Source organism: Rhizobium sp. UBA1881 (assembly GCF_002338015.1).
GTDB lineage: Bacteria > Pseudomonadota > Alphaproteobacteria > Rhizobiales > Rhizobiaceae > Rhizobium.
Window position 1 is genome coordinate 36,896 of the sequence record NZ_DDHH01000072.1, and the last position, 26,040, is coordinate 62,935.

General features: G+C 58.3%; 26 protein-coding genes and 1 pseudogene. 18 read left to right on the forward strand and 9 right to left on the reverse strand.

Translation table 11 applies throughout. From position 1 onward, the window contains the following. Window positions 1-30: 30 nt before the first annotated feature. From B3605_RS08385 to B3605_RS08420, 8 genes are all read left to right on the forward strand, one after another. Window positions 31-1,056: a sulfate ABC transporter substrate-binding protein gene (locus B3605_RS08385; RefSeq protein ID WP_112973752.1), complete on the forward strand. Its 1,026-nt coding sequence runs from the start codon at window positions 31-33 to the stop codon at window positions 1,054-1,056. A gap of 8 nt (window positions 1,057-1,064) precedes the next feature. Further along, on the forward strand, window positions 1,065-1,922 hold the full coding sequence (gene cysT, locus B3605_RS08390) for a sulfate ABC transporter permease subunit CysT (RefSeq protein ID WP_296433517.1): 858 nt from the start codon (window positions 1,065-1,067) through the stop codon (window positions 1,920-1,922). Then, on the forward strand, window positions 1,912-2,787 hold the full coding sequence (gene cysW, locus B3605_RS08395; RefSeq protein ID WP_112973751.1) for a sulfate ABC transporter permease subunit CysW: 876 nt from the start codon (window positions 1,912-1,914) through the stop codon (window positions 2,785-2,787). Before cysT ends, cysW begins: the two co-directional genes overlap by 11 nt. A gap of 9 nt (window positions 2,788-2,796) precedes the next feature. Continuing rightward, window positions 2,797-3,843 carry a sulfate/molybdate ABC transporter ATP-binding protein gene (locus B3605_RS08400; protein ID WP_112973750.1) on the forward strand — a complete coding sequence of 349 codons (1,047 nt, stop codon included), beginning with the start codon at window positions 2,797-2,799 and terminating at the stop codon, window positions 3,841-3,843. 222 nt (window positions 3,844-4,065) lie between these two features. After that, the gene (locus B3605_RS08405) at window positions 4,066-5,523 is read left to right on the forward strand and encodes a sensor domain-containing diguanylate cyclase (protein ID WP_112973749.1); all 1,458 of its coding nucleotides are present in this window, start codon (window positions 4,066-4,068) and stop codon (window positions 5,521-5,523) included. Between the two features lie 394 nt (window positions 5,524-5,917). Continuing rightward, the gene (locus B3605_RS08410; RefSeq protein ID WP_112973748.1) at window positions 5,918-6,145 is read left to right on the forward strand and encodes a hypothetical protein; all 228 of its coding nucleotides are present in this window, start codon (window positions 5,918-5,920) and stop codon (window positions 6,143-6,145) included. A gap of 683 nt (window positions 6,146-6,828) precedes the next feature. Continuing rightward, window positions 6,829-7,356, forward strand: coding sequence for a phage regulatory CII family protein (locus B3605_RS08415; RefSeq protein WP_296433518.1), 528 nt, complete (start codon window positions 6,829-6,831; stop codon window positions 7,354-7,356). 92 nt (window positions 7,357-7,448) lie between these two features. Next, the gene (locus B3605_RS08420; RefSeq protein WP_296433519.1) at window positions 7,449-7,652 is read left to right on the forward strand and encodes a hypothetical protein; all 204 of its coding nucleotides are present in this window, start codon (window positions 7,449-7,451) and stop codon (window positions 7,650-7,652) included. Window positions 7,653-8,028: 376 nt separating this feature from the next. Here B3605_RS08420 and B3605_RS08425 read toward each other — a convergent pair whose 3' ends face one another. Further along, on the reverse strand, window positions 8,029-9,480 hold the full coding sequence (locus B3605_RS08425; RefSeq protein WP_296433520.1) for a CHAD domain-containing protein: 1,452 nt from the start codon (window positions 9,478-9,480) through the stop codon (window positions 8,029-8,031). A 73-nt stretch (window positions 9,481-9,553) separates the two neighbouring features. On the opposite strand from B3605_RS08425, the gene B3605_RS08430 reads away from it, so the two are divergent. From B3605_RS08430 to B3605_RS08450, 5 genes are all read left to right on the forward strand, one after another. Further along, complete coding sequence (locus tag B3605_RS08430) at window positions 9,554-10,036, forward strand: NUDIX hydrolase (protein ID WP_312471364.1); 483 nt, start codon at window positions 9,554-9,556, stop codon at window positions 10,034-10,036. Next, window positions 10,033-11,031: an alpha/beta hydrolase family esterase gene (locus tag B3605_RS08435; protein ID WP_296433521.1), complete on the forward strand. Its 999-nt coding sequence runs from the start codon at window positions 10,033-10,035 to the stop codon at window positions 11,029-11,031. The genes B3605_RS08430 and B3605_RS08435 overlap by 4 nt, the downstream gene beginning before the upstream one ends. Window positions 11,032-11,102: 71 nt before the next feature. Continuing rightward, entirely contained in the window at window positions 11,103-11,354 is a 252-nt protein-coding gene (locus B3605_RS08440) for a hypothetical protein (RefSeq protein ID WP_162725008.1), read from the forward strand. Between the two features lie 144 nt (window positions 11,355-11,498). Continuing rightward, complete coding sequence (locus tag B3605_RS08445) at window positions 11,499-12,149, forward strand: Crp/Fnr family transcriptional regulator (RefSeq protein WP_296433522.1); 651 nt, start codon at window positions 11,499-11,501, stop codon at window positions 12,147-12,149. A gap of 63 nt (window positions 12,150-12,212) precedes the next feature. Then, window positions 12,213-12,446: a DUF6894 family protein gene (locus B3605_RS08450; RefSeq protein ID WP_112944144.1), complete on the forward strand. Its 234-nt coding sequence runs from the start codon at window positions 12,213-12,215 to the stop codon at window positions 12,444-12,446. Window positions 12,447-13,034: 588 nt separating this feature from the next. Here B3605_RS08450 and B3605_RS08455 read toward each other — a convergent pair. Next, window positions 13,035-13,748: a Crp/Fnr family transcriptional regulator gene (locus tag B3605_RS08455; RefSeq protein WP_112973742.1), complete on the reverse strand. Its 714-nt coding sequence runs from the start codon at window positions 13,746-13,748 to the stop codon at window positions 13,035-13,037. 19 nt (window positions 13,749-13,767) lie between these two features. On the opposite strand from B3605_RS08455, the gene B3605_RS25805 reads away from it, so the two are divergent. After that, window positions 13,768-14,217: a Kazal-type serine protease inhibitor domain-containing protein gene (locus B3605_RS25805; RefSeq protein WP_414706958.1), complete on the forward strand. Its 450-nt coding sequence runs from the start codon at window positions 13,768-13,770 to the stop codon at window positions 14,215-14,217. A 108-nt stretch (window positions 14,218-14,325) separates the two neighbouring features. Here the strand turns inward: B3605_RS25805 and B3605_RS08460 are convergent, their stop codons facing one another. Then, a complete protein-coding gene (locus B3605_RS08460) occupies window positions 14,326-16,272 on the reverse strand; it encodes an ATP-binding protein (protein WP_414706957.1) in 1,947 nt (648 codons plus the stop codon). 148 nt (window positions 16,273-16,420) lie between these two features. On the opposite strand from B3605_RS08460, the gene B3605_RS08465 reads away from it, so the two are divergent. Beyond that, complete coding sequence (locus B3605_RS08465; RefSeq protein ID WP_162725000.1) at window positions 16,421-16,804, forward strand: hypothetical protein; 384 nt, start codon at window positions 16,421-16,423, stop codon at window positions 16,802-16,804. A 519-nt stretch (window positions 16,805-17,323) separates the two neighbouring features. Here the strand turns inward: B3605_RS08465 and B3605_RS08470 are convergent. Further along, on the reverse strand, window positions 17,324-17,611 hold the full coding sequence (locus tag B3605_RS08470) for a PRC-barrel domain-containing protein (protein ID WP_112972846.1): 288 nt from the start codon (window positions 17,609-17,611) through the stop codon (window positions 17,324-17,326). A gap of 249 nt (window positions 17,612-17,860) precedes the next feature. On the opposite strand from B3605_RS08470, the gene B3605_RS08475 reads away from it, so the two are divergent. Continuing rightward, window positions 17,861-18,724, forward strand: coding sequence for an SDR family oxidoreductase (locus B3605_RS08475; protein WP_162725357.1), 864 nt, complete (start codon window positions 17,861-17,863; stop codon window positions 18,722-18,724). A 41-nt stretch (window positions 18,725-18,765) separates the two neighbouring features. Here B3605_RS08475 and B3605_RS08480 read toward each other — a convergent pair whose 3' ends face one another. The 4 genes and pseudogenes from B3605_RS08480 to B3605_RS08495 form a co-directional block, all read right to left on the reverse strand. After that, a complete protein-coding gene (locus B3605_RS08480) occupies window positions 18,766-20,013 on the reverse strand; it encodes a DUF763 domain-containing protein (RefSeq protein WP_113011089.1) in 1,248 nt (415 codons plus the stop codon). A gap of 93 nt (window positions 20,014-20,106) precedes the next feature. Next, a pseudogene (gene treS / locus B3605_RS08485) lies at window positions 20,107-21,768 on the reverse strand (maltose alpha-D-glucosyltransferase); the annotation flags it as partial. Next, the gene (locus B3605_RS08490; protein WP_113011091.1) at window positions 21,765-23,102 is read right to left on the reverse strand and encodes a PQQ-dependent sugar dehydrogenase; all 1,338 of its coding nucleotides are present in this window, start codon (window positions 23,100-23,102) and stop codon (window positions 21,765-21,767) included. The pseudogene treS and the gene B3605_RS08490, both read right to left, overlap by 4 nt. A 1-nt stretch (window position 23,103) precedes the next feature. Beyond that, on the reverse strand, window positions 23,104-23,547 hold the full coding sequence (locus tag B3605_RS08495) for a DUF2231 domain-containing protein (RefSeq protein ID WP_112972843.1): 444 nt from the start codon (window positions 23,545-23,547) through the stop codon (window positions 23,104-23,106). Between the two features lie 313 nt (window positions 23,548-23,860). On the opposite strand from B3605_RS08495, the gene B3605_RS08500 reads away from it, so the two are divergent. Beyond that, complete coding sequence (locus B3605_RS08500; protein ID WP_112972842.1) at window positions 23,861-24,403, forward strand: transcriptional regulator; 543 nt, start codon at window positions 23,861-23,863, stop codon at window positions 24,401-24,403. Window positions 24,404-24,867: 464 nt separating this feature from the next. Continuing rightward, a complete protein-coding gene (locus B3605_RS08505) occupies window positions 24,868-25,227 on the forward strand; it encodes a response regulator (RefSeq protein WP_113011092.1) in 360 nt (119 codons plus the stop codon). 75 nt (window positions 25,228-25,302) lie between these two features. Here B3605_RS08505 and B3605_RS08510 read toward each other — a convergent pair whose 3' ends face one another. Further along, on the reverse strand, window positions 25,303-25,761 hold the full coding sequence (locus tag B3605_RS08510) for a response regulator (protein ID WP_296433524.1): 459 nt from the start codon (window positions 25,759-25,761) through the stop codon (window positions 25,303-25,305). Between the last annotated feature and the right edge of the window lie 279 nt (window positions 25,762-26,040).

Here is a 26,040-nt window from a genome sequence, read left to right on the forward strand (position 1 = left end):
AGTTTGGATCACAAACGAAGGAGGTTCCCCATGCACGCACAACGGATTACCCGGCTTCTCGCGGCCGCGGTTTTGGCAGGCAGTTTCGCCATCGGCGCTGTCGCACCAGCTTTTGCCGATCAGACGCTTCTCAACGTATCCTATGATCCGACACGGGAACTCTATAAGGATTTTAACGCAGCCTTCGCACAGAAGTGGCAGAAGGACACCGGCGAGGCCGTGGCGATCCAGGCGTCGCATGGTGGCTCCGGCGCTCAGGCGCGATCGGTCATCGATGGGCTCGACGCCGACGTCGTGACGCTCGCTCTCGAAGGTGACATTGACGCGATCGCCCAGAAGACCGGCAAGATCCCCGCCGACTGGAAGAGCAAGCTCCCAAACAACTCGACACCTTACACCTCCACCATCGTATTCCTGGTGCGCAAGGGCAATCCGAAGGGCATCAAGGACTGGGCCGATCTCGTAAAGGACGATGTCCAGGTGATCACGCCAAACCCGAAAACATCGGGCGGCGCGCGCTGGAACTTCCTGGCTGCCTGGGCTTGGGCCAAGCAGGCAAACGGAGGCGATGAAGCGAAGGCTCAGACCTATGTGACGAGCCTGCTTCAGCACGTTCCCGTTCTCGACACCGGCGCGCGCGGCGCGACGACCACTTTCGTCCAGCGCGGGCTGGGTGACGTGCTTCTTGCCTGGGAAAATGAAGCCTATCTCTCGCTCGAAGAACTCGGCCCCGATCAGTTTGAGATCGTGACCCCGAGCTTCTCGATCCGTGCAGACCCGCCAGTCGCCGTAGTCGATGGCAATGTCGACAAAAAGGGCACGCGCAAAGTCGCCGAGGCCTATCTGAACTACCTCTATTCCGACGAGGGCCAGAAGATCGCGGCCAAGCACTATTACCGCCCGATCAAGCCTGAAGCAGCCGACCCTGCCGATATCGCCCGCTTCCCGAAGCTGACGCTTGCTACGATCGACGATTTCGGCGGCTGGAAGGAAGCGCAGCCGAAATTCTTCGGCGATGGCGGCGTGTTTGACCAAATCTACAAGCCGGCACAATAATACATCGCATGAGAGCACATAGCCCCACGCGGTGGCGGTTCAGGCGGCCGAGTGTCATTCCAGGATTTGGAATGGCACTCGGCTTTACCTTGATCTGGCTCACCCTTCTTATCCTCATCCCCCTCTCGGGCCTGGCATGGCGTTCGAGCGAACTCGGCTGGGAGAAATTCTGGTCGATCGCCATTGATGCCCGCACCGTGAACGCGCTGCGGATCAGCTTCGGCACCGCCTTTGCGGCTGCCTGCGTCAACGTCGTCTTCGGCATCGTGCTCGCCTGGGTACTGGTGCGATACCGCTTTCCCGGCAAGCGCATCATCGACGCCATGGTCGACCTGCCCTTCGCGCTGCCGACCGCCGTCGCCGGCATCGCGCTTGCGACGCTCTATGCGCCCAACGGCTGGCTTGGCCAGTTCCTGACGCCGCTCGGCATCAAGATCGCCTTCACCCCTGTCGGCATCGTCGTGGCACTCGTCTTCGTCGGCCTGCCATTTGTGGTGCGCACGGTGCAGCCTGTGATGGAGGAGATCGACAAGGAGGTCGAGGAGGCCGCCGCCACGCTCGGCGCCAACCGTCTGCAGACGATCACCCGGGTTCTGTTGCCTGGCCTCGCGCCGGCGGTTCTCACGGGTTTCGCCTTGGCCTTTGCACGGGGCGTCGGTGAGTACGAATCTGTCATCTTCATCGCCGGCAACCTGCCGTTTAAATCGGAGATCGCACCACTGCTGATTGTCATCAAGCTGGAAGAATACAACTACGCGGCCGCCACCGGTATAGCCGCCGTCATGCTGGTGCTATCCTTCGCCATGCTTCTCGTGATCAACCTTATCCAGAGCTGGAGCAGACGGAGGTATGGCAATGGCGCATGAGATCCAAGCTTCCCCCGCCGCGAAAGTGCGCTCCGTCGTCACCGAGCATCGATGGGCGCGATGGACGCTGATCGTCGCCTCCCTGGTGTTTTTGACACTGATCCTGATCCTGCCGCTCACAGCCGTGTTCGTCGAAGCATTCCGAAAAGGGCCGACCGCATTCTTCACGGCCCTGCAGGACGCGGAAACCTTTTCCGCCATCCGACTGACCCTGATCGTCGCTGGCATCAGCGTGCCGTTGAACGTCGTCTTCGGCGTTGCCGCTGCTTGGGCAATCGCCAAGTTCGAGTTCAAGGGCAAGGCCTTCCTGACAACGCTGATCGACCTACCCTTCTCGGTCTCGCCGGTCATATCGGGTCTGGTCTTCGTACTGCTGCTCGGCGCCAACACCTATCTCGGCCAATGGCTGAGCGCGCACAGCATCAAGATCCTCTTCGCGGTTCCAGGGCTGATCCTGGCGACCATGTTCGTCACCTTCCCCTTCGTCGCCCGCGAGCTCATCCCGCTCATGCAGGAACAAGGGACCGGTGATGAAGAGGCGGCGATCTCGCTTGGGGCCAGCGGCTGGCAGACCTTCTGGCACGTGACCTTGCCAAACATCAAATGGGGGCTGCTCTACGGCGTTCTGCTTTGCAACGCCCGCGCTATGGGCGAGTTCGGCGCTGTCTCGGTGGTTTCCGGCCATATTCGCGGCCAGACCAACACCATGCCGCTACAGGTGGAAATCCTCTACAACGAGTATAATTTCACCGGGGCATTTGCCGTTGCCACCCTGCTTGCGCTGCTCGCACTCGTCACCCTTGTTTTGAAGACCTTGCTGGAAATGCGTTATAGCGATGAAATCGCCGCGAGCCGGCGGCACTGAGGAATTAGAATGGAAGTTCGTGTTCAAAACCTACGCAAGGAATTCGATCGATTTCCGGCTCTGCATGACGTGTCGCTCGACATCCGCTCCGGCGAGCTGATCGCGCTGCTTGGTCCGTCGGGCTCTGGCAAAACGACCTTGCTCAGGCTCATCGCCGGGCTCGAAAGCCCGACAGATGGCCTGATCTATTTCGGCGACGAGGATGCATCGCGCAAGAGTGTTCAGGAGCGCAATATCGGCTTCGTGTTCCAGCATTACGCGCTGTTTCGTCACATGACGGTGCTCGACAATGTCGCCTTCGGCCTGAAGGTGCGCCATGCCTCGCGCCGCCCTCCAAAACACGAGATCCGCAGGCGGGCGCTGGAACTGCTCGACCTCGTCCAGCTTCCCGGCCTGGAAAAGCGCTACCCCGCACAGCTGTCAGGCGGCCAGCGGCAGCGCGTGGCGCTCGCGCGCGCAATGGCGGTGGAACCCAACGTCCTGCTCCTTGACGAGCCGTTCGGCGCGCTCGACGCCCAGGTCCGCAAGGACCTTCGAAAATGGCTTCGTGAAATACACGACAGGACCGGACACACGACCGTCTTCGTCACTCACGACCAGGACGAGGCCATGGAGCTCGCAGACCGTGTGGTCGTGATGAGCCAGGGCGCGATCGAACAGGTCGGCACACCAGACGACGTCTACGATCACCCCAATTCCCCCTTCGTCTTCGGCTTCGTCGGCCAGTCGAACTGTCTTGACGTCAAAGTATTAAACGGCGACATCTGGTTCGACGGCCGAGCCCTCGGCATCCGCGCAGACGGCGAGGCAGATGGCGAGGCGAGCCTCTACTTTCGGCCGCACGACATCGAAATTCGCAATGGCGACGGTTCCATTTCCGGCGTCGTGACGACCAGCCGCCGGGTTGCCGGCACCCGCCATGTCGAGGTCGATATAGGCCAAGGACATCCGCCGATCGAGCTTGAACTGCCACCGGCAGCTGCGGGCAGCCTTGCCCAAGGCGGAATTGCGTTTCGGCCCTCGCGCTGGAAACTGTTCAGATCTGCCAAGCGCTGATCCGTAAAACTGTCCGGGACGGGGAGAACGGCAAATTGCCGTTCTTTTCGTTTCCGCCCCCGTGCGGCCGACACCTTCAGGCAGGGCGAGCCATGAAAATCTGACATGCGCTTCCGTTATCCCCATTGTCGTCAAGCTCAGCTTTAGAATTACGCCGTAGAATGATTGGGCTGTCGCTGCAGGCGATGGTGTGACCGCTGATCGCATTGAAAGACTTTGGCCATGACAAGCATTGCTTCTGACTTCGACATTTTCGATCTGGCGCCGATTGCCATGTGGATCGAGGATTTCAGCGCAGTAGCAGCTCAGTTTTCAGACTGGAGACGGGCTGGCATCACCGATATCAGAAGCTTCCTGAACGAGGATGTGAACCGCGTCGCGGCCTGCTCGCAACGGATCCGGATCTTGCGCGTCAACCAGAAGACGCTCGACCTTTTCGAAGCCGACAGCCAGGAGCATCTGACAGAAAACCTCTCTTCCATCTTCCGTGACGAGATGCTTCAAAGCCATGTCAACGAGCTTGCCTCCCTTTGGGACGGTAGCCTCGAATTTGACGGCAGCGCCGTCAATTACACACTTTCGGGTCGCCGCCTCGACATACAGCTGCGAGGGTCCGTCCTGCCCGGCCATGAAAAGACGCTCGGGCGGGTGCTGATCACCACCGAGGATGTCAGCGCGCGAGAGCACGCACGTCGTGCCGAACAGGAAAACCGTCTCTATGCCGAGGGTATTTTCGAACATTCGCCCGTGTCGCTATGGATCGAGGATTTCAGTCGCGTTAAAGCGTTGGTTGAAGACGTGCGCAGTCGCGGCATCGTTGATTTTCGTGTATTTACAGACGTCCATCCGGAATTCGTAATGCAATGCATGAGCGAGATCAGCGTGATCGACGTCAACAAGGCGACACTTGATCTCTTCAGCGCGCCGGATCGCACCACCCTCCTCCATGGCATCGCAAACATTTTCCGTGACGAGATGGAAAAGACATTTCGCGAGCAATTGATCGAGCTATGGAATGGCAATCTCTTTCACCAACGCGAGGTCATAAACTACGCGCTGGACGGTTCGGAGAGACATGTGCTCTTGCAGTTTTCGGTCTTCCCAGGCCACGAAAGCGACTGGTCACGCGTCCAAGTCGCCTTGACCGATATCACCGCCCGCAAGAAGGCCGAGGCCTATCTTGAATATCTCGGCAAGCATGACGTCCTCACCAAGCTGCACAACCGTGCTTTTTACATGGATGAGCTCAACCGCCTACAACGTAAGCCGCTGCGGCCGGTATCAGCCTTGATTATTGATCTCGACGGATTGAAGGTCGCCAACGACCAACGAGGCCACGATGCAGGCGACGCGCTGCTGCGCCGTGTCGGCGAAGTCCTGAACGGCGCTGTGTCCATGCCGAACCACGCAGCCCGCATCGGCGGCGACGAGTTCGCGGTTCTTATGCCCGGAGCCGACCGACAGGCAGCATTGGCCATGCTGGAGACTATTCAGGAGCTCCTCAAAATCAACAACCAGTTCTATTCCAATGCTCCACTCGACATTTCGGTCGGCCATGCCACCAGTGAAGAAGGCGAGACGATGGAAGCGATGGTCCGGCGCGCCGATCTGGCGATGTACGAACAAAAGCGGGCGCGTCGCGCGAACACCAGCTCCGCTCTGGCAAGGGCGAGCGCCTAGGCTCAGGTCTTGCCATGGTGACAAGGTCTCGTTTGTTAAAGGTGCTGATCCTTAGGGCGGGTGAAGGCCTTCCAGATCAGAACACAGGGCTGCAGCACTGAGCGTCTAAGCGGCCGGCGGCACCCGACCAAGACGCAACGACCGCGAGCGGCCAAGGCAACTAGCAGGCACGCCCACGCCATCCGATCTCGTCTTTGCGAGACACAGTTCGCATGCCGGAAGATATGTTCGCAATTTGAACGTCGACCGACAAGTCAACGAAATACGAGACATAGCTTGGTCCTCGGCGATTGCGACCAGAGATCGGTTGATTGTACGCTGGCCGTCAAACGGCAGCGATGGTCTTTCGCAAAATTTCTGGTATCGTCGCTTCTTCTGTGGGGGAGTACGTGTGATGACGAGTTTGATCCCGGACGCGTTCTACTGGGCGCGATCAAGCAAGCATGCAAGGGGACGAGCAACCATCGTTCAGGTCTCCACCATCTTCGGCAAAGAGCCTGACTACTGGACGCTCGCCGTTCCCGGATCCGACCAGCATCACATGGTCGACGACTTCGAGATCATCGCTCCGGTCGAGCTGTTTGATGCCGTTGCGGCGCAACTCAGGATCGCTGCTGAGTAGGTCAGGCCCCTATTCGATGACGACCTCCTTCCCAATCGCAGCCAAGTCGCGGTTCTGCATTTACGCGATCGTTTACTGTTGCGTACTTCCCCGCCGATGATCAGTCCGCCTAGTCTTGCGGCACCTCGCATCAAGAATGGCAAGAGGAAAGCTATTGCGTGCTCAACTTCAATCGATCGCCGCCATATTCGCCCGGACTACACTTCGATCTTGACGCCCGACGGTTTTGGCGCAGCAACTTCAAACGAGGCAAATCCGACTAGAGCCGCGGATCGTCGAAGGCCTCACCAAGATAGGCACCGATCTGCAGTCCCGAAGATCGGGAGCTAATGGATAGTGACGGCACTCGCTGTGGGAGCTGATCTCGCCAACTTCTGTCACAACATACCAGCGTCGTCGTGAACTCACCTTGTTTGCGGTCTGGGACGGCAACGGGTCCGAGCAGACACGAAGGTTAAACTGACGTCTACCGCCGTTGCCTACCACTACTGGCAAAGCGCCGCGGTCGCGCCGTCGCTGCAGCGTCTCGACTGACATTGACAGGTCGCCCTTGCAGTAAACACCGTCGGTCAAAGCATGGCTCTTTCTGGTTTAGCGTGGTTCGGACAAGTCCCCGGCGCCTCCTGCCTCGTTAGTCCAGGCGGACGGCGGGATCCCGTCGCATTGGTGGGTGCGACAGGCGTATGGCCCATATTTATCAGTTGGCGGCAGCGCCTTCCAAACGTACGAATGCCTTTTTACGGAGGACAATGATGGGAGATCGTGGCCAAGAGTTCGCCAGCATCGTCTACACGATCCTCGTTATTGAGAAACGACCTCGGGTGGAGGACGCCGCTCGGTCTCTCAAGATGAGCTATGCCACTTTGCATTCACGGCTGATCGCGAGAACGAGCTTCTCGCCCGACGAAGTCCGCGAACTCCTGCGAGCTGTGCCCGATCCGAGGCTCCTGGCCTATCTCCTGGATGGAACGAAGTTTACGGCAGCCGAACGACCTATGGCCGGCGAGTTTGAACCTTCCATCGAACGTGGTGCAACCAAGGTCGTCGTCGGCGCGGCAGACGTGCTTGAGATCATCGATGCCGCAATGGCCGGAGGCGGCCTTGACCATAGGCAGGGAGCACTGGTGCAAAGCAAGATAGACGAAACGGAGCGCGCGCTCGCATCGCTCCGGATCCAGCTGCAGCATCGCAAGGGTTTTGATGTCGATTAAGGCCGTGGCGAAGAGGTGTCGCGGTAGTGTTGCCGATGCACGATCAGCCGGTTTTACCTTTTTTTATGCCATGCTTCACGCAGCCTCGTTAGATGATCGTCTCCTTCCCGCAGAAGGCAGGCTATTTCGGCCTCAGCCGCCTTCAGCCTGCCGGCATGGAGGATTTTCTTCTGGCCGGACGTCTTTGCAACCTTGTCAGAAAGGACGATCACCCTGCGCTTATGGACGTTGAGGACGCGTACGACGCGCATGTAGTTCCGCAGTGGGTCAGATATTTCAAACATGGCAACCAATGAGATTTGAATGCCTGTTAGTCGAGCCTCTGTGCCTTCGACATCAAAACGATGAGCGGATTTTTGACGCCCTCGTTGGCCGGCATCTTGCGGGGCACGCGTTGCTCGGTGCCTGCGCGGTTTCCAGACAGTTCGGGGTCTGTCGCCAGCGATTGCGTAGGACCTCGCTGCAGCTTGCCGTCATCACCACGAATGTGAGCCTGATGGTGTTCTGGTTGCCTTGCGCTGATCCCTAATCAGCCGGTGGGGCGACGTGCTGAAACTCATCGTTGGCGACACCAAGTTGGCAAAGCATATCCGCATCGGGCGCAAACCTCGCCTGCAACTATGCGGGCTCGCAAGCTTCACTCTAAAGGTTCGCAACCACGATGGCGCGCGGCTATCGCCAGAAGCGCTTGATATCGAGCATCTCGTCCACCGCAGACTGTGCCTTTCCGAGCAATCCTGCCTTATCGCGATCGGAGACAACACTGCCGCTTGCGGGATGGTCGGCGAGGCCGTGCTTTTTCAGGACCTCCGGGCTCGTTACGAGATCGTTCAACGCACCCAGTTCTTCCTGAAGTGCCTCGATCGCAGCCAGAAATTTCTTGTGTCGCCGTACGCCGCGCTTGTCGTCGAAGAGCGACGCGAAGAACTCAGCGGCATATCGAAGCTTCTTCGCATCCTTGCGGACATCGTGCCTGTGCTCGTCGTCTGCCTTGGCAAGTGCGCTTCCATCCCTCTTAAGGCGCTTGCGCTGTTTTTCCAGCGCGCGTGCGGCAAAGTCCTGTACGCTCGGCACATCTGGCGATACTGGCCCATTGCCGGGGAGATAGTCGCCACACTCCAGCCAATTGATCATATCAAGCATCAGAGCATGCACTCGCGAAGACCCTAAGGCATCGATGGCATCATGATAGGTGGCCGCACGTGCTGTCTTGAGCTTGGAGACGAGATCGATGTCGGATGCCTTTGCCAAGAGAACGTCGATATTGCGGGCCTCGCCGAGGACCGCGGCGAGCCAGCGCAACTCCTGGCTCAGTCTTTCCGGCTCGTCACCCGGCAGAACGCTCTTGAACAACGAGAGGGCGGATCGCAGTCGGCGGATCGCCACCCTTGTCTGGTGAAGGGCTTCCGGATTTCGGCGCTGTAGCAGGATATCCTCGTTGAGCCTGAACTGGCGAACGCATGCGAGCGCAATCGCCCTGAATGCCGCCACGGCATTCATGCTCCGCTCCAAATAGACCGGCTCGGCCTTGACAACCGTCTTTTGCGCGCCGGCGAGGACGAAGCCACGCTCGGCCTTCGACCGCACGCTGAACCGGAATCTGGCCACGGCATCAATCTTCCGGGCGAAAACGAACAGATCGCTCGGGCGTCCCTCCTTCAGCTCGATCTCGACCTCTCTGATCGCAGAACGGCGGTCACCGGAGATGGCGTCACCCTCATCGAGAACCACCTCTATACGTGAGCCATTCTCCACCACGTTCCAGAGCCGTCTCGCGATCACGACGTCGAACACGGGTTCGAGCTTCACATCGCCGCCGAACTCCCCAAGCAGCGGGCTCGTGTGATCGAGAACGGGTTCGTCGCCCTCGATTGGCGTCTCCCATTCAGACCGTGCAAACAGGGATAGGCTTGGCCCCGTCGCTTTGACCGTCTGCGTCCTGGTCTCCCCGACCTGCCTGATGCGCAAGGTGTAGCCTTCCTTCCAGAGCCTGCGGTCAGCGGTATCGAAATAGGTAGATCGCTGATCGAGAACCTTGTCGGGTTCCCCGAGAAGATCGGAACCAACCAGGGCATCGAGGGCTTCTTGTGACAGGTCGAGCTTGATTTCGGTTTCGGGCGACAAGTTGGACTCCGACTGTTAGAGGAACCATTTCAACGCAGACCTGACTGTCATAGTTCGGTGCTACAGCAATCTGATGAAAGACAGGGAAAAATCTAGAACAGCCATGCTTTTCTGTGACGACCAATCCACCGCGAAAATTGCCATTGCACGCGACATCCAGCAGGCTGGCGCAATCTGCTATCGAAAAAAAGGAAGTGGCCGGTTGCGCATCTTGCTCGTGGGAAGCCGGCGAAACGGACGATGGGGCGTCCCGAAAGGACATTTGGACCCTGGCGAGACGACCGCCCAGGCCGCCGGGCGGGAATCCTTCGAGGAAGCGGGCGTCATAGGCACCGTCGAGACCAAACCCTTCGGTTCATTCAGCTACCACAAGGACAGTTCGCCACATCACTACCATGTCAGCGTCCATCTTCTCCATGTTGCCGGGTCTAAACCCGATTTTCCCGAGAAGAGCACGCGCAAGCAGAAATGGTTCCCCTTGAAAGTCGCGATCCGCGATGCAGCGCAGCCTGGCCTGAAAGCTCTGCTCTCCAAGCTTCAGGACATGGACCTTTGAAACTTGGCTTCACCGGATCGCTGAAGCGATTGTTGAAGACCCAGCGCAAGGCTGTACGCTTGCTGGACAAGACATGGGGCCCGGCCCGGCGGACCCCATCAAAGCCGAAGCGACCGACACTCCAGACCACCCCGGCTTTCGGCAGCAATCCCGGCCGGCTTGTGATGAAGTCCTACGTGCCGACCAATCTGGCGAACAAGCCGGCGCTCGTGGTGGTGCTTCATGGCTGCCGCCAGACGCCGGAGAGCATGGACGCCGCCAGCGGCTTTTCGAAGCTGGCAAAGGACCGAGGGTTCATTCTCCTCTATCCGGAGCAGACCCATTCCAACAATCCTCAAAAATGTTTCAACTGGTTCCGTCCGAGCGAGGTCGCACGCGATCGCGGCGAATTGCTGTCGATCAAACAGATGGTTGAGCATGCCGTGAAACGGCATCGTGCCGATCGAGCGCGCGTTTACGTCGTCGGCCTGTCCGCCGGTGGCGCAATGACAGGTGCGTTGATCGCCAACTACCCGGATATGTTTGCAGGCGCCGCTATTGTGGCCGGAATGCCTGTTGGCGCCGTTCGTGATGCTATGTCGGCCCTTCGCGCGATGAAATCGGGCGCATCACCGCCCGCGGATGGCTGGGGCGCGAGGATAAATGACATCTTTCCCGATCGGCGCACCTGGCCCCCGATCAGCATCTGGCAGGGGACAGCAGATCGCACGGTCAACCCGGGCAATGCCCTAGCCTGTGTCGCGCAATGGGCGCAGGCAAATGGTTTCGACCGAGAGCCTCACCGTGTCGAGAAAACATCGTGGGGCGCGTTGTCTCGCTGGAGCATCGGCTCCGGGTCGCAGGTTCTGCTTTATTCGGTCGATGGCATGGGCCATGGCCTTCCTGTCAAGAAAAGCCGTTCGGCGCTATCTCGAGCGAGCGACCCGTTCGTGCTTGAGGCTGGCATCTCGGCTCCATCAGAACTTATGCGCCTTTGGCGTCTGGCCAGGCGCTAGATAAAGCCGGGCCACCTGCAAAGTCGCCGCTGGGCTCCTTCTCCCCGACCGGTACTCCCTCGCACTTTCTCGTGCTTGCACTCGTCGAACAAAAAGACATCAGGGCGACCTGGAAATGGGTTGGGCCACAACCCGACCACCCTTCATCTATTTGCAATGATGAAGAAGAAAACGCCGCTGCGAACAGCGCCTTCAACGATACACACAAAAGGCAGAGCGCCGTTCAACGGAACAAAGGAACCAGCAAAAGGCAGCCCGGTGGTGAGGCGCTGCCCTCATTTTCATCTTTCGGCCTTGCCGATCCTATCGTCGTCACAATTTGATAATGCGGCGCTTCAACGCGAGCGCCTCATCGACTGGCGGAGGCAAAGCAACGCATGCAGAAATCTCGAATTTCCAATCGGATCCTCCGATCACTCAGCGACCAGGATTTTGAGCTCCTCGCACCGTATCTTGAGGAGGTAGAGATGCCCTCGCGCTACCCGATTGCCCGCCCGGATACGCTCCTGGAACATGTCTATTTTCCTGACAGCGGCATCGGCGCGGTCATGAGCGTGCTTCCCGATGGGAAAAAGGCGGAGGCCGGAATGTTCGGCAGCGAGGGCTTTGTCCCAACGTCGACGATCATCGGCGACAGGGTCGTGCCATACCTGATCGAAATGCAGGTCGCAGGCCGTGGATATCGCATTTCCGTCGACAGGATGCGCGAGGCGACCAAGCAGAGTGCCACTCTGCAAGTCCCATTTATAAAATTCATGCACGTTTTTGCTGTGCAGGTATCCTATACAGCACTCGCCAACGCCAAGTTTCGGGTGGAAAAGCGGTTGGCGCGGTGGATCCTCATGTGCCATGACCGGGTAAGAGCAGATGTTCTCGAGATCACACACGAATACATCGCCTTCCTCCTCGGTATCCGACGACCAAGCGTAACAACGGCCCTTCACGTTCTTGAAGGCCACAAACTCATTCGCTCGAACCGTGGAACGGTCATCATCATAAACCGAAAGGGCTTGGAACGGTTTGCGGCCGGTTGCTACGGGCTGCCGGAGCGCGAGTTCGAGCGCTTGCTGGGCGCCAGCGCGCCGGAAACCGACGTGGCCCCCCCGCCAAGCGCATGACCCATCTTTTTCTATGGAACAGTCGACCGCCGGGCCTCGTTTCGTCCGCTCATGGAGGACAAAATGCTTTTCTATTTCAATGTTCGCTCAGACGAGAGTTTCGATGTCGACGAAGAAGGCATCGAACTTCCGTCACTCGATGCCGCCCGGTGGGAAGCGATGAAATCAGCCCGAGAAATGGTCGCCGAACTGATTTTGCACAACCAGCGTATCGATGGCATGCGATTTGAGATTACAGACGACAAGGGAAACCTGCTCGTCACGGTTCCGTTCAAAGACGTCATCAAATTCGACTAGGCTAGCCTGCCGAGCCGTCATCTAAAACCTCATCATCTTGGATATCGCCATCCGGTCGACCAGAGGACGGATCGCTGCCTTGGGCCAGAGCGGCCTCACGCGCAGCGCGGAGGCGTTCCGTTTTCAGACGTCGTGCTTCTGCCTCGCCTTTGATCGCAGCCAATGCGCACTCAGTGGTCGCCTCAAGTCGTCTGTGACGCTCGGCAGCACTGATGGAGTCACGTCGGCGCGGCTGGGAGCTTTCCGATTTCTGCATGCGAACAAAAATACCACCCGATGAAGGGAGGACAATCGATCGTCTGCCAGCGTACCGTCGTCTGCGTGAGGCTTCTTGGGGTACCGCTTTCAGGAACTGCGGAACTATGCAGCCTTCTTCAGGTTTGAGGATATTTGGAAGCTCGGCGAAAGGCTTGCGATCATATCAGGCCTTGCAGGCTGAGGCCCGGAAATCTCCGTCAGGATCGATTTTAGTATGGATCATCCTCCTCGGCCCAACCTGCCCCTCTCCTTGAAGAAAAGATCCTCGGTCGGACGGGTCGTACGTGTCCTGATCAGAACGGTCTCATGCGCCAATCTTGATCTGACGCGCTAAAATTTGCCGATAAGGCGCCGGTACTCTTCCTCGGGCCTGCCATAGGAATCGCCCGCAAATTCTTCCAGCCCACGTCGATCGCGAATGGTGATGAGACCCCGTTCGGATCGAATGAACTTCTCTCCTTCAAGCACATGAAGGGCGGTCGTCACGCTGGGTCGCCGGACACCGAGCATCAGGGAAATGAAGTCATGGGTCAGCGCTATTTCGTCGCCATCGACGCGATCATGGGACATAAGAAGCCATCGGGCCAGTCGAACGTCGATCTGATAATTGACGTTCGACAGGACCGTGTAGGAAATCTGCGACGCAAAGCTTTGGATGAACCGTGCAAGGAGGTTTGCGAAACCAGGACATGACGAGATCGCCTTAAGGGTCGCGCTCAATGTCATCCGGTAACCCCAGCCGGCGACCTGCATCAGGACTTCATGGACGCTCACCGTCCCGCCGACGCCCGCCGAGGTTGGAGAAAACCCCTCCCGTCCGAACATTCCGGCCTCTGCCTTGTTGCCATCAGACGAGACCGTGATGACCGAACCAATTCCGCTACATAGGAAGTAGACATGGTCGATTGGCCCGTTTGCTTTGACAATGACATGACCCTGTTTAAGGTCGATCATTTCCAAACTGCCAAAGATCTCTTGATATTCTTCGGTTGGCAGGCGCGCCAACAGCCGGTTGTGCATGGTCGATTGATCAAAGACGGACATGAGACTTCAATGGTACCGGATGAGGCATGCGAACACCCCTCACACGCTGAAATATGTCGGCTGTATAACATCCCGCCGTTGTCCATGTTCTTGGGTACGCTGGCGGACAGTTCTGGGTCGGGACGGTTCGACATATTGGACGCCGTGCTGTGCAAGCTGCTTGGCCGCGACACGAGAGCGACTGTCGCTCTTCCATGATTTGGTAGCAGCCCATCGGATCGGTCATCCGCAGGGTCGGGTGCCGGATCTTCCAAAGAACCGAGAGGCGATGAACCGGCTCTGCAACATTTGGCTCTTCAAGCGGCACAATTCAGGCGGCGCGGGAACCTGCGACGACAGCACTGACGGCACGATGGTCATATCACCGCTTTGGAAACCTGAATTCATCGCGCACAGCCCCAGCTCGCTGACGGACAGTGTCACCAAGGAATCGATCGACAATCGTTCAGTGCCAACCACACCCGAATAAGAGGAAATCCAGCTCACCCGACGCCAGCTGTCTATTAATCAGCGCAAGACAGTGTGCGCCCTGATCCATTGCGGCCGATCTAGCAGAACCGATCAAGCGCGCAAAGCCCTACGTCTGCTCGCTCCTGCCCACCGGGTTCACCATCTCGTTGATCTTCGATGCAAGCGCCTCGACGGCGAAGGGTTTGCCGATCATGCCCATGTTCGTGCCCAGAAAGCTGGCTTTTGTTGCGGCATTCTCGGCATATCCCGTTACGAACAAAACCGGCAGATCCGGCCTGTGCTGACGGGCAACATCTGCAAGCTGCCGACCGTTCATTCCCGGCAAACCGACATCGGAGACCATGAGATCGATCTTTCCTTGATCTCTAAGGACTCGAATTGCCACATCGGCATCCTCGGCCTCGATAACCCGATATGAAAGATCGGTCAGTACCTCGCATATCAACAGGCGAACGGCATCGTCGTCCTCCACGACAAGCACGGTCTGGCCGCTGCCTTCAAATGGGGTCCCAGTGTCGATCCTTGCCTCCGGCATTTCACCATCGCTCGTTGCCGGCAGGTAGAGCTTGATCGACGTCCCCTTGCCAGGTGTGCTGTCGATGCGAACCTCGCCCCCCGACTGTTGCGCGAAGCCATAAATCATCGACAGTCCAAGACCGGTTCCCTGGCCGATAGGCTTGGTGGTGAAAAAAGGGTCGAAGACCTTTTCCAGAATGTCCGGCGACATACCCACACCGGTATCGGCGACGTCGATCATCACGTACTGTCCCGCATCAAGCCCGCCATTTTGCGATCCGGAGATCCAAAGACGCTCTGCCGTGATCGTCAGACGTCCACCCTGTGGCATGGCATCACGCGCGTTGACTGCCAGGTTCAGCAGAGCGCTTTCGAGCTGATTGGCGTCTGCCAAGGCGTATCCGACGTCCGTCGGAACGCTCAGTTCGATCGTGATCGTTTCTGGCAGTGTTCGTTCGAGCAGTTCCTTCGTCGCAGCGAGCTGCACATCTTCGACACGACCGGACGCGATGCGGCGCTTGGCGAGATTGATTCCGCCAATGATGCCAGTCAGCATGTTGTTGAAGTCGTGTGCGATCCCGCCCGTCAATTGACCGATCGCCTCCATCTTTTGCGCTTGGCGAAGCGCTTCTTCAGCACGGCCGCGCGCGGCCATTTCTTCCTGCAGCTCCGCAGTGCGTTGTGCAACACGCCTCTCGAGATTTCGATTGAGATCGTCAAGTGCTTCCCGCTCGCGACGCAATTCCGCCTCCGACCTCGCCAGCGCCTCTTGCGTCCGCTTGCGCTCGCTGATGTCGATGGCCGTGCCGACAAACCGCACTGCCTTGCCTTCCATAAAAATCGTTCCGCCTTTTGCGGCGATCCAGCGCTCGACACCGTCCTCTATGCCGATGGTGCGGTAGTCGATCTCGTATTCGCCCGAACCGTCTGGTCGTAGCGCGTCGTTAACAGCCTCGTGGGCCCTTTCCCGGTCGTCGGGATGCAGTCCGGCAAGAAAGCCAGCTTCATAGGATACGTCGCGACCTGAGATAATACCGAACATGGTCCTGCAGCGCTTGTCCCACTTCAATTCCCCGGTGATGAGGTCGAAGTCCCAGGTGCCCACGCCCGCAGCGCTGGTGGCAAGGCGCAACCGCGTCTCGCTCTCGTCCAATTCCTCCACGCGGTCACGCATCTGGAACTGCTTGGCGCGCAATCGAACCGCAGACGCCACGGCACTCAAGAGCGAGGCCCTTCCAAGTGGCCGCTCGAGAACGACACTGTTGCTTGCCAGATCAAACAACCTCAGCTGTGACATACGTCCGTTCGGCGTTCGGCTCGTGCGCGGCGCAGCCAGGAGAACGAAAGGAACATCCGACCAGGATGGTTGAGCCTCGAGCGCCGCCTTGAGCTTGTCGACATCCTCGACGAGTGCCTCTTCCGTGAGCAGGATCGCGCCAACGCTTTCGTCGATCAACGTCGCCACCTCGCCAATATCGAGACAGACGACGGCGTCATAGTCCCTCCTGGCGCAGAAGTGTCGCCACGCTCTCGCCATCGCGTCCGAATGGCGCGCTGACCAGAATTCGGCGGCCCTCGCTCGGCATATCAGCTATCACGATCGCGATCTTCCATGAGCGGATCGCGCGCGCCCATATATTCGGGCGTTCCGGTCAGAATTTTTCTGTTCCTGGAAGTTCGTCGCGATGGTGCGTTTGTCACTGGAAAATATGAAACGATTGACGGAAGGCAAGGACAGCCGGGCAGCAACGGCAACTTTGAAGGCTGGTTTGGCAGTCGCCTATAACGACCAACCAGTCAGTCGGCTTTTGTACGATATCGAACAGAAGGAACATTTCTCGTCTCTACAACGTCTTCCAACTGAACGACGCGTTCAACGAAACCGGGAGATCAACATGAACGAGCAAGACGAACCAACTCTGGCAACATCCATCGACAGTCCTGCACTCAAGCGCAAAAAGGCACGATTTGGTCGCGGTGCGGTCTGGATCGGCATTGCCGTTGCCTTGGCGGCATTCGCATTTTACATCGGAATTGGCATTTATGGTGGCTATCACGCTGTGGGATGAGCTTCTGAAACCAGACATCTTCTGACGGCTTGCGCTCGATCGCAGCTGGAGCCAACGCCGCAATCCGATACTAAGTGATCGAAAGGGAGCGGCGCCCCCTCCCTATTGAACGCCGACGTCTTTAAGGACCTGGTTGTATGAGAAGCACTGCACTCCCAGTCCGGCCGCATCCACCCCAGAAAGAAGATATCCTGAACACAACGCCGGCGATGGCACCGGCTTCGGCAGCGTGTCACGTATTTCGGGCCTCTACGAATGAAACACCAGAATGACACACTAGGAAGTTCAGGCCATCGATCCGTCAGGAGAGTCACGGCCTCGAACGAGGGCCGGCAACGGTCCGCCGGCTTTCGACTATTGCAAAAGCAACGTAGTCTTCCACTTCGATGGCATCGTCGAGCTTTTTCCGTAAGCCACCAGTTCGAGCCACCGCCTCCGTCATGACAGCTCGAGCAGCGTTGAAGCGCATCGAATGGACATGGACGATGAAGCTACGGAGGTCGGACCGGGCCAACCTCCTCAGTCGCGATGTTCGGGCATCGCCTTCAACTGGTCTTTCGTCCAGCCTGTCACGGCATGAACCTCTCCATTCTCGTCGCGCATCCAGTCAAGATCGGAAAACGGAACCGCGACCGGTTTGGTACCAATGCCGAGAAAACCGCCAACATCAATTACGACCAAGTTACTTCCGTGGATATGGTCCACAGATCCGACCTTGTGATCGTCTCCACCGTAGACGGTTGCTCCTTGAAGATTGTCAGCCGTCAACTCGCTCTGAGAAAGGCGCACATGCTTCGTGTGATCCATCGGGTTCTCCTTTGCTAGAACCCGAAACTTTATCGCAACGGCTTTGTTCCCGTGTGACCTAACGGTCATCGCTTTCGGCGCGACCGTCGCGAAATCGCACATCGGATCTGTCGGACGCTCGCCTGGTATTCATGACCCGCAAGGCAATTGTTTAATGGAACGGCGTTGTGTCGAATTCATCGTTTCGGGGAACTGTCGCCGCTGCCCGAGGTTTACACTGCGACGCCCAACTTAAAAAAGGAGACGACCATGAGCGACGAAGGACGACCGGCTCCCCCCTTCCCCGAACAGCAACAGCAACCGCCTGGCACCACGGCGCAGATGCAGCCAGTTCCAGACCATGGTGAGCACTCGTACCGCGGCAACGCAAGGCTCGCTGGCAAGGTCGCCCTGATAACCGGGGCGGACTCGGGCATCGGCAAGGCTGTGGCGATTGCCTATGCCCGCGAAGGTGCCGATGTCGCAATCTCTTTCCTGAACGAGGTCGAGGACGCCGAAGACACTGCGAAATGGGTCCGCCAAGCCGGCCGCAAGGCGCTCGTCATCCCCGGCGACATCACCCACGAAAGCCATTGCAGGGACCTTGTCCAGCATACGGTGCGCGAACTTGGTTCCATCGACATACTCGTCAATAACGCCGCTTTCCAAAGGACATACGCTGATATTGGCGACATAACCGACGAGGAATGGGATCAGACGTTCCGCACCAATATCTACGCACCATTCTTTCTGTCCAAGGCCGCCATCCCCTACATGCGCCCTGGAAGTTCGATCATAAACACGACCTCCATCCAGTCGCGACAGCCCTCTTCGCACCTGCTTGCCTATGCCTCGACGAAAGGAGCGATCTCTAATTTCACCGCTGGGCTAGCGGAAATGGTCGCCGAGAAAGGCATCCGCGTAAACGCAGTAGCGCCTGGACCAATCTGGACACCGCTGATCCCATCGACCATGCCATCGGCAAAGACCTCAAACTTCGGGGCGCAGACACTGCTTGGTCGTGCCGGCCAGCCTGCGGAACTGGCAGGGGCGTACGTACTTCTCGCGTCTGAACTCGGGAGTTACATGACGGGCGCGGTCATTCCGGTTACAGGTGGCGAGATCATGATTTAGACTCGACGGCAGCTGGCGCGCGGCGGCAAAGCACCGATCTGTCACTCCTCCCAGCCGAAGACGCTCCGGCCACCGTAGCTTGCGCTGTCTCGCACTTCGCCCGCAATAATCTCCTTGAGATCAGGGCCTGTAACGTAACGCTCCAGCTGACGCGCCTGGATATCCAGGCGTTGCAGCGCGGCAAGCTCTTCGTCCCGCCCAAGTCGCCCCTTTGTCACTGCCGACCTCATGACGTTGATCGTCTCATCATAGACCTTCAAAGGCACCGGGAACGGGTGCCGGTCCTTGCCGCCATGGGCGATCGAGAATCGTGCCGGATCAGAAAACCGGCAAGGGGCTCCATGGACGACTTCGGCTACCAGGGCCAGGGCTCGCACCGTTCGTGCACCCACGCCTGGAACCATCAGCAACTCTTGAAAGTCGACGGGCCCGCGCTCCGCCGCAGCCGCCAGGCTGCCGTGCAGTCGCTTCATGTTCACATCCGTCTCTTGCACATCGTGATGGGCGGGCATGACAAGGTGCGGCAGGCTAAGCTGGGCAGGCGAACGATCTGGCTCTTCTTCTCGCGCAGGCGCGAGCCTGCGCGCAAGCGCGGACGCTTCGCGCACTATGCCATCCGGTCCCAACGAGGCCAGGATATCCAGTTGTCCACCCCGTGATCGATCTGCGCGCTTGTCGGCAAGGTTGATGATGTTGCCTTGCGTGCGTCCCTCGATCGCACTGTGGGGAGCATTGATAAAGCTCTCCAGTCCCTCAGATAGCCAATGATATCTCCGCGCCTGGCGGGTCGCGTCGTTCATCCCCTGCTGAACGACGACCCACTTTCCATCGTCGGCAACGATGAACCCATGCAGGTAGAGATCAAACCCGTCCTGGACGGCTGCACTGTCGACCTTCGCCACCAGACGGCTGACATTTGCGAGCCCAAGCCCATCGATGCCCACGCGATCACCTATATCGACCAGTTCGTCTGGCGTTTTGCGAGACTGGGATCCGCGGCCACCGCATACGTGGAGCCCAAGCTCCCTGGCACGCGGCTTCAGCCCGCGTTTCAGCGAGCCCAGCACGCTGGTAGTAATGCCTGACGAATGCCAGTCCATCCCCATGACGGATCCGAACGACTGAAACCAGAATGGATGCGAGAGCCTGCGCAGGAACTCATCGCGGCCATAGTGATGGACAATCGCTTCAGCGATGAGGACGCCGAGCCTGGTCATTCGCTCGCCCAGCCAAGGGGGGACGCGTCCGCCGTGTAGCGGCAAATCGGCGCTGCCTGATCGTTTCGACATGTCTACGATTTCTAGGCCGGAGCTTGTCAAAACACAATGAGATTGCGCACAGCCCGGCTCGCCGAAGTTCACCGAGAACTAGCCTGCTTTGGTCAGCTTCAGCCAGAAGTACGCATAGGGCTGGAACGTCAGCGGATAGCTGTCCCTTCCAATCACTGGAAACGTCGTGCCACCTGCAAGCTCGATCGGGACGTAGTCTGCGAGTTTGGGCAGAGAAATTTTCGCCGCCAGCGACACGCTCGAGAGATTGGCAGCACACAAGATCACGTCCTCACCGCATGTTCTCAGATAGGCGATCACACGGTCGTCGTCGGTTTTTGCGAACCGCATCGCGCCGCGCGCGAATGCGCGGTGGCGTCTGCGCAACGCCAGCATCTGACGGATCCAATTCAACAGCGAATGCGGATCATTGTCCTGCGCGGCAACGTTGATCGCAGCATAGCTGAATTGCGGGTCATCTATAACAGGCAAAGCGAGTTTGTGGGGCGCCGCATTCGAAAAGCCCGCATTCCGGTCATCGGACCATTGCATCGGCGTGCGCACCCCGTCTCGATCACCGAGATCGGTGTTGTCGCCCATGCCGATTTCGTCACCGTAATAAAGCACCGGGCTCCCGGGCAACGAGAAAAGCAACATGTGCAGCAACTCGATCCGGCGGCGGTCCTGATCCATCAACGGCGACAGGCGCCGGCGGATACCCAGATTGAGACGCGCGCGTTTGTCTGCAGCATAGGTCTCCCACAGAAAGTTGCGTTCCGCCTCGCTCACCATTTCCAGCGTCAGTTCGTCGTGATTGCGAAGAAAGATTGCCCATTGGCATTCGTCGGGAATGGAGTTCGTCTGACGGAGGATCGTCTTGATCGGTCTTGCATTCTGCTTTGCCAGTGCCATGAACATGCGCGGCATGAGCGGAAAATGAAACGCCATATGGCATTCGTCGCCGTCGCCAAAGTACTCGCGAGCCTCTTCCTGCCACAGATTGGCCTCGGCAAGCAGGATCACATCTGGGTGTCGCTCCTCGAGCCTTGCGCGGATGTGCTTCAGGAGAGCGTGGGTCTCCGGCAGGTTCTCGCTATCAGTATGTTCACGCTCGACAAGGTGGGGGATGGCATCGAGCCGAAAGCCATCAACACCCTTGTCGAGCCAGAAGTTCATGATCGACAGGAGCTCCTCGACCACCTCGGGATTGCGATAGTTCAAATCCGGTTGATGAGAATAGAAACGATGCCAATAATAGGATTTGGCGACGGGGTCCCAGCTCCAGTTTGACTTCTCGGTGTCGACAAAGATGATGCGTGTCTCGGCAAACTTGTCATCGGTATCCGACCAGACATAGTAATCCCGCTCGGGCGAGCCGGCGCGAGCACGTCGCGCTCGCTGGAACCACGGATGTTCGTCGGAGGTGTGATTGACCACAAGCTCGATGACGACGCGGATCTTCCTCGCATGGGCAGCGTTGACAAATGTCTGGAAGTCTTCGACCGAGCCATATTCGGGGCTGACATCCTTATAATTGGAGATATCGTAGCCATCGTCCCTGCGCGGAGACGGATAAAACGGCATGAGCCAGATCGTGTTGATCCCAAGCGAAGAGATGTAATCGAGCTTGCGCGTTAACCCGCTCAGATCGCCGATGCCATCGCCGTCGGCATCAAGGAAGCTTTTGATATGGAGCTGGTAGATCACCGCATCCTTGTACCAGAGCGTGTTTCCTCCCAGTTCGTGATCCGTCAACCGCCGCTCATGCAGGCTCATTGGGCTGTCACACGCCAGATCGCATTGCCGACATCGTCAGCCACCAGCAGGGCGCCCTTGGCGTCGACACCCACTCCGACCGGTCGACCGCGTGCCTCGTTTTGATCACTGAGGAAGCTCGTCACAACGTCCTGCGGCACGCCGTTCGGTTTTCCGTCCTTGAAAGGCACGAACACAACCTTGTAGCCGTTGAAGGCATGCCTGTTCCAACTTCCGTGTTCGCCGATGAAGGCGCCGCCGCGATAGCCCTCGGGAAGCATGGAGGCCGTGTAAAATGTCATGCCGAGCGGCGCCACGTGCGAACTCAAGGCGTAGTCAGGCACAATTGCCTTTGCAACGAGGTCCGGGCGCTGAGGCATGACCCGCGGATCAATGTTCTGTCCATAATAGCTGTATGGCCAGCCGTAAAAACCGCCATCCTTCACCGAAGTCATGTAGTCGGGCACAAGGTTCGGACCGAGTTCATCACGCTCATTTACAACCGTCCACAGCGCTTTCGTGACCGGCTCCAGGCTCAACCCGTTCGGATTGCGCAGGCCGGAGGCGAAAATTCGGTGGCTGCCCGTCTGGCGGTCGACCTCCCAGATCGCAGCCCGGTTCTTTTCCGCTTCGATGCCGTTCTCAGTGATGTTGCTGTTAGAGCCGACGCCGACATAAAGCAGACGTCCGTCGTCGCTTGCCACGAGGCTCTTGGTCCAGTGGTGATCGATCGGTCCACCCGGCAACTCGGTGAGCACAGAGCCGGGGTCAGTGATCCTTGTTTCGCCTTCGCGATAAGGATAGCGAAGGATTTGATCAGTGTTGGCAACATAAAGATCGCTGCCGACTAGCGCCACGCCGAAGGGCGAGTTCAAATGATCGAGAAACACCTCTCTTGTCTCGGCAACGCCGTCTCCATCGGCGTCGCGGAGCAATGTTATGCGGTTGCTGGTTCCGCTGACCGCCCCGCCGCCGCCTGTCGCCAGCGACTGTATCCAGCCAACGATCAGATCCTTGGGCCGCGTGACCGGCTCGCCCTTCGGCGCAGTGGATTCGACCGCCAGAACATCGCCGTTGGGAAGTGTATAGACGAAACGCGGATGTGCTAGGCCGGTTGCGAGAGCCTGGATCTTCAGTCCTGCCGCCACCTTTGGTGTCTCGCCATCCTTCCAGCCGATCACCTTTGCCACGTTCATCGGTGGCACGAAATATTCTGCCTGGGGTGGAAGCTTGGGGTTGGCTCCGATCTCCGTCGGCTCCGGCTCGTTGTCGCTGCATCCGGCAAGTGCCAATAAAATAGCGTTGGCAACAAGGCCTGCAGCAATGATGACGTATCGCCGAGATAAACTTTTCATCCTACCACCCTCCTCCAGCCATCCGGCGCACGCGCGCTCCAAGCAGCGCAACGACCACCATCAAAACCACGGTGACCGCTGACAAAGCCAGGCCCAGAGGCATCACGGAAGTCCAGGCGTCACGGCTATGAACGAAGGAGTTGAAAACGGCGATGGCAAACACAAGCAGGCTGCCTGCCACATAAAGCCAACCCACACCGGTGCGCAGGGCTAAAAGACCTCTTGCGGCATCGATCAGCCCCGCCAGCAGGCCGATCGTGCCGAGCACCGCCCCGGCAAGCAGAAGCCATGCGGAGAAATTGGTCCACATCATCTGCATCGTTCTCCAATAGGCGATGTCTGTCAAAAGAACACCGATGAAGCAGGCAGCGGCGAAATGGGCGGGTAGCGAACGATAGGACGCCTTATAGGTCGGCGGTAAAGGTAACGAGGTGGCATAGGTCATGAGCAATGTCCGAAGCGACTGGCAACTCGATGTTCAACTGGTAATGACGCCGATTGTTCCCGCCGCGCCCGTATTCGCACGAAACCCAAGCGAGGCGGCCTTCGTTGCCCCACATTGATGATGCAGCACTCTGTTTGACAGTGCTTTGGTTCAAAGCGGATGCCGTTCGAACCATCTCGCCCCAAAGATCCAGTCCATGCATCGGCAGCGCCCGATCGTCGGCCCCGAGGAATTGCGCCTTAACCGACATTGAAACTGGGATTGAAGCCGAGCGAGGGACTGGAAACCAGGGTTAAAAAGATAAATCTCTTCCATGAACGTATTCCTCGACTTCGAAGCCTCATCCTTGAGCAAACATAGCTATCCGATCGAGATTGCATGGGTCTTCGAAGACGGCCGTTCGCGATCGTTCCTGATAACGCCGCTGGCGAATTGGACCGACTGGTCGCCAGATGCCCAGAGCATCCATGGTATTACGCGCGAAATGCTTGCTTTAAAGGGAACATCCATTTCCTTCGTTGTGGACGAAATGATGCGGGATCTTGAAGGGCATGTTCTTCATGCTAGCTCACCATCATGGGATGGCAAGTGGCTCAGTGTCCTGCTGCGAGCTGCAGGCCGCCCACGTCATGCGTTAAGACTGAGAAAATCCGACGACCTATTTTCCGAGGCGGCCGCAACCATCCTCGGCAACCTTGTCGCAAATGTCGATCTTGCGGGGCTCGTTACCAGCGTTATCGAGGCGTCGGAGCCGACATCACCAGCACACCGGGCTCTTCCCGATGCCTTGCACGAGTTGAAGCGGCTAGGCCTGGTGCAAGCAGAAGCCAGGAAGATCGCCGCCGGGCGGGCTTGAACGCTACGGTCCCCTGGATTTCGAGCGCCGTAGCTATTTCCAACGCTCACGAAAGGTTCGCCTCCGCGCCCATCATAGCAGCTGAACTTTTGAGAACGATATCGCTCGAGACAGAATTGCGCACGCTTACAACTGCCTTGCCTGTTCTTGGGCCTGCATCCTTACAATCCGCAGTCGCTCAGTTTGGGGTCCCGGCGTCGGCGTTCTTAAGCGATCGTGTGGCGCGCAACCTCGTCGGTCCGCATCCGGGCTTCGGTTTTTTCGACCCGGCTCAGCGTCACGCGGCGGTTGACGGTGGCATCTGTCATGATCTGTACGCTCCATTTTTAGGAAGAACGTACGAGATCCGAAGATGTCACCGTTCGCTAGCGTACAGAACAGCGCTTCGGCTAGCGACTCGCTAGAATGAAATTGCCCGATCCAGGGTCTGGGTTGATGTGTGACCTCAGGAGGTAATCGCAGCGATGAAGCTTGAAGATGTCCTGGTCCTCGAAAACGAGCCATTCATTGCGCTCGACATCGAAGACATGCTCAAAGGGTGCGGCGCATCTTCCGTGACGTCATTCGACACGCAGGCGCAAGCGCTGATTTGGCTGGCCTCCAACCGGCCACAGGTCGCAGTGGTCGATCCAAGATTGAATGATGGGCTTTGCACGGGGGCGGTTGCCGCACTGGCAGAGGCGAATATCCCCTTTGTTGTGTACTCCGGCGCTGAGGTAGACGACGAGGCAAAGAACGCTTTCGACCGGGGCGTGTGGCTCGCCAAACCGGCTGCTCCGGAGATACTGGGCGAGACACTGGCTCGTCTCCTCGCCACAGACTGAAGGCCGAAGGCCGCCGCGCAAGACGGAGTGGGAAGGCATCCGGGTAGGCTGGCAGGCTGGCGGGACCGGCCTCTTTCAGGCGCCAGCACTCGGCGGGTCAAACTCGATGAGAGATTTCGGCGGCACGATCGTTGTTCTTCCCGCCCTGCGGTCTGCAACATACTCAACGGCAGCGATCAAGTCACGGTCCATCACCGGCTTTTCGATAACACCAAGAGCGCCGGCAACCCCACCACGGATCGCACCCGGGTCACTTGTCATAAAGAGTACGGCGACGTCGTCTTCTGCAAGCGCACGTCCAACGATGGGCCCCGTCGGCCCGTCCTCCAGGTTGACGTCGACGAACGCGATATCGACGTTCGTCGACAGTGCAAGCGCCTGATACAGGTTTCCGGCTATTCCAACCGTGTGGTGGCCAAGCTCTTCCACCGCATCTTGCAGGTTCAAAGCGATAAGTGGCTGATCTTCTACGATCAGTACGTTGAAAGGCATTGTTTCACTCCTTTGTCCTCCAAGCTTAACTGATCTACACAAAGACAGTTCCACATGCAGGCGTTTCCGGAAAAATGCGGCGTATTTTTCCGTTATTGTCCGGCGACTTTAGATCGTTAGCGATTATCGCCGCGCCTGCTCGCCCGCAGGTACGCCGGGCGACAACCAACGGGCATAGAAAAGACTGTCATGAATGCTGGGCGTTTTTCCAAGGGGCTTCAGCTGTGTGGAGGCTTGCAGAAGCCCGTGACGTCGTCGAGGCCTTTACGGTGTCGGTCCATCGCACGTCCCACCCGCATCCCTTCGTCGCAGGGCGAAGTA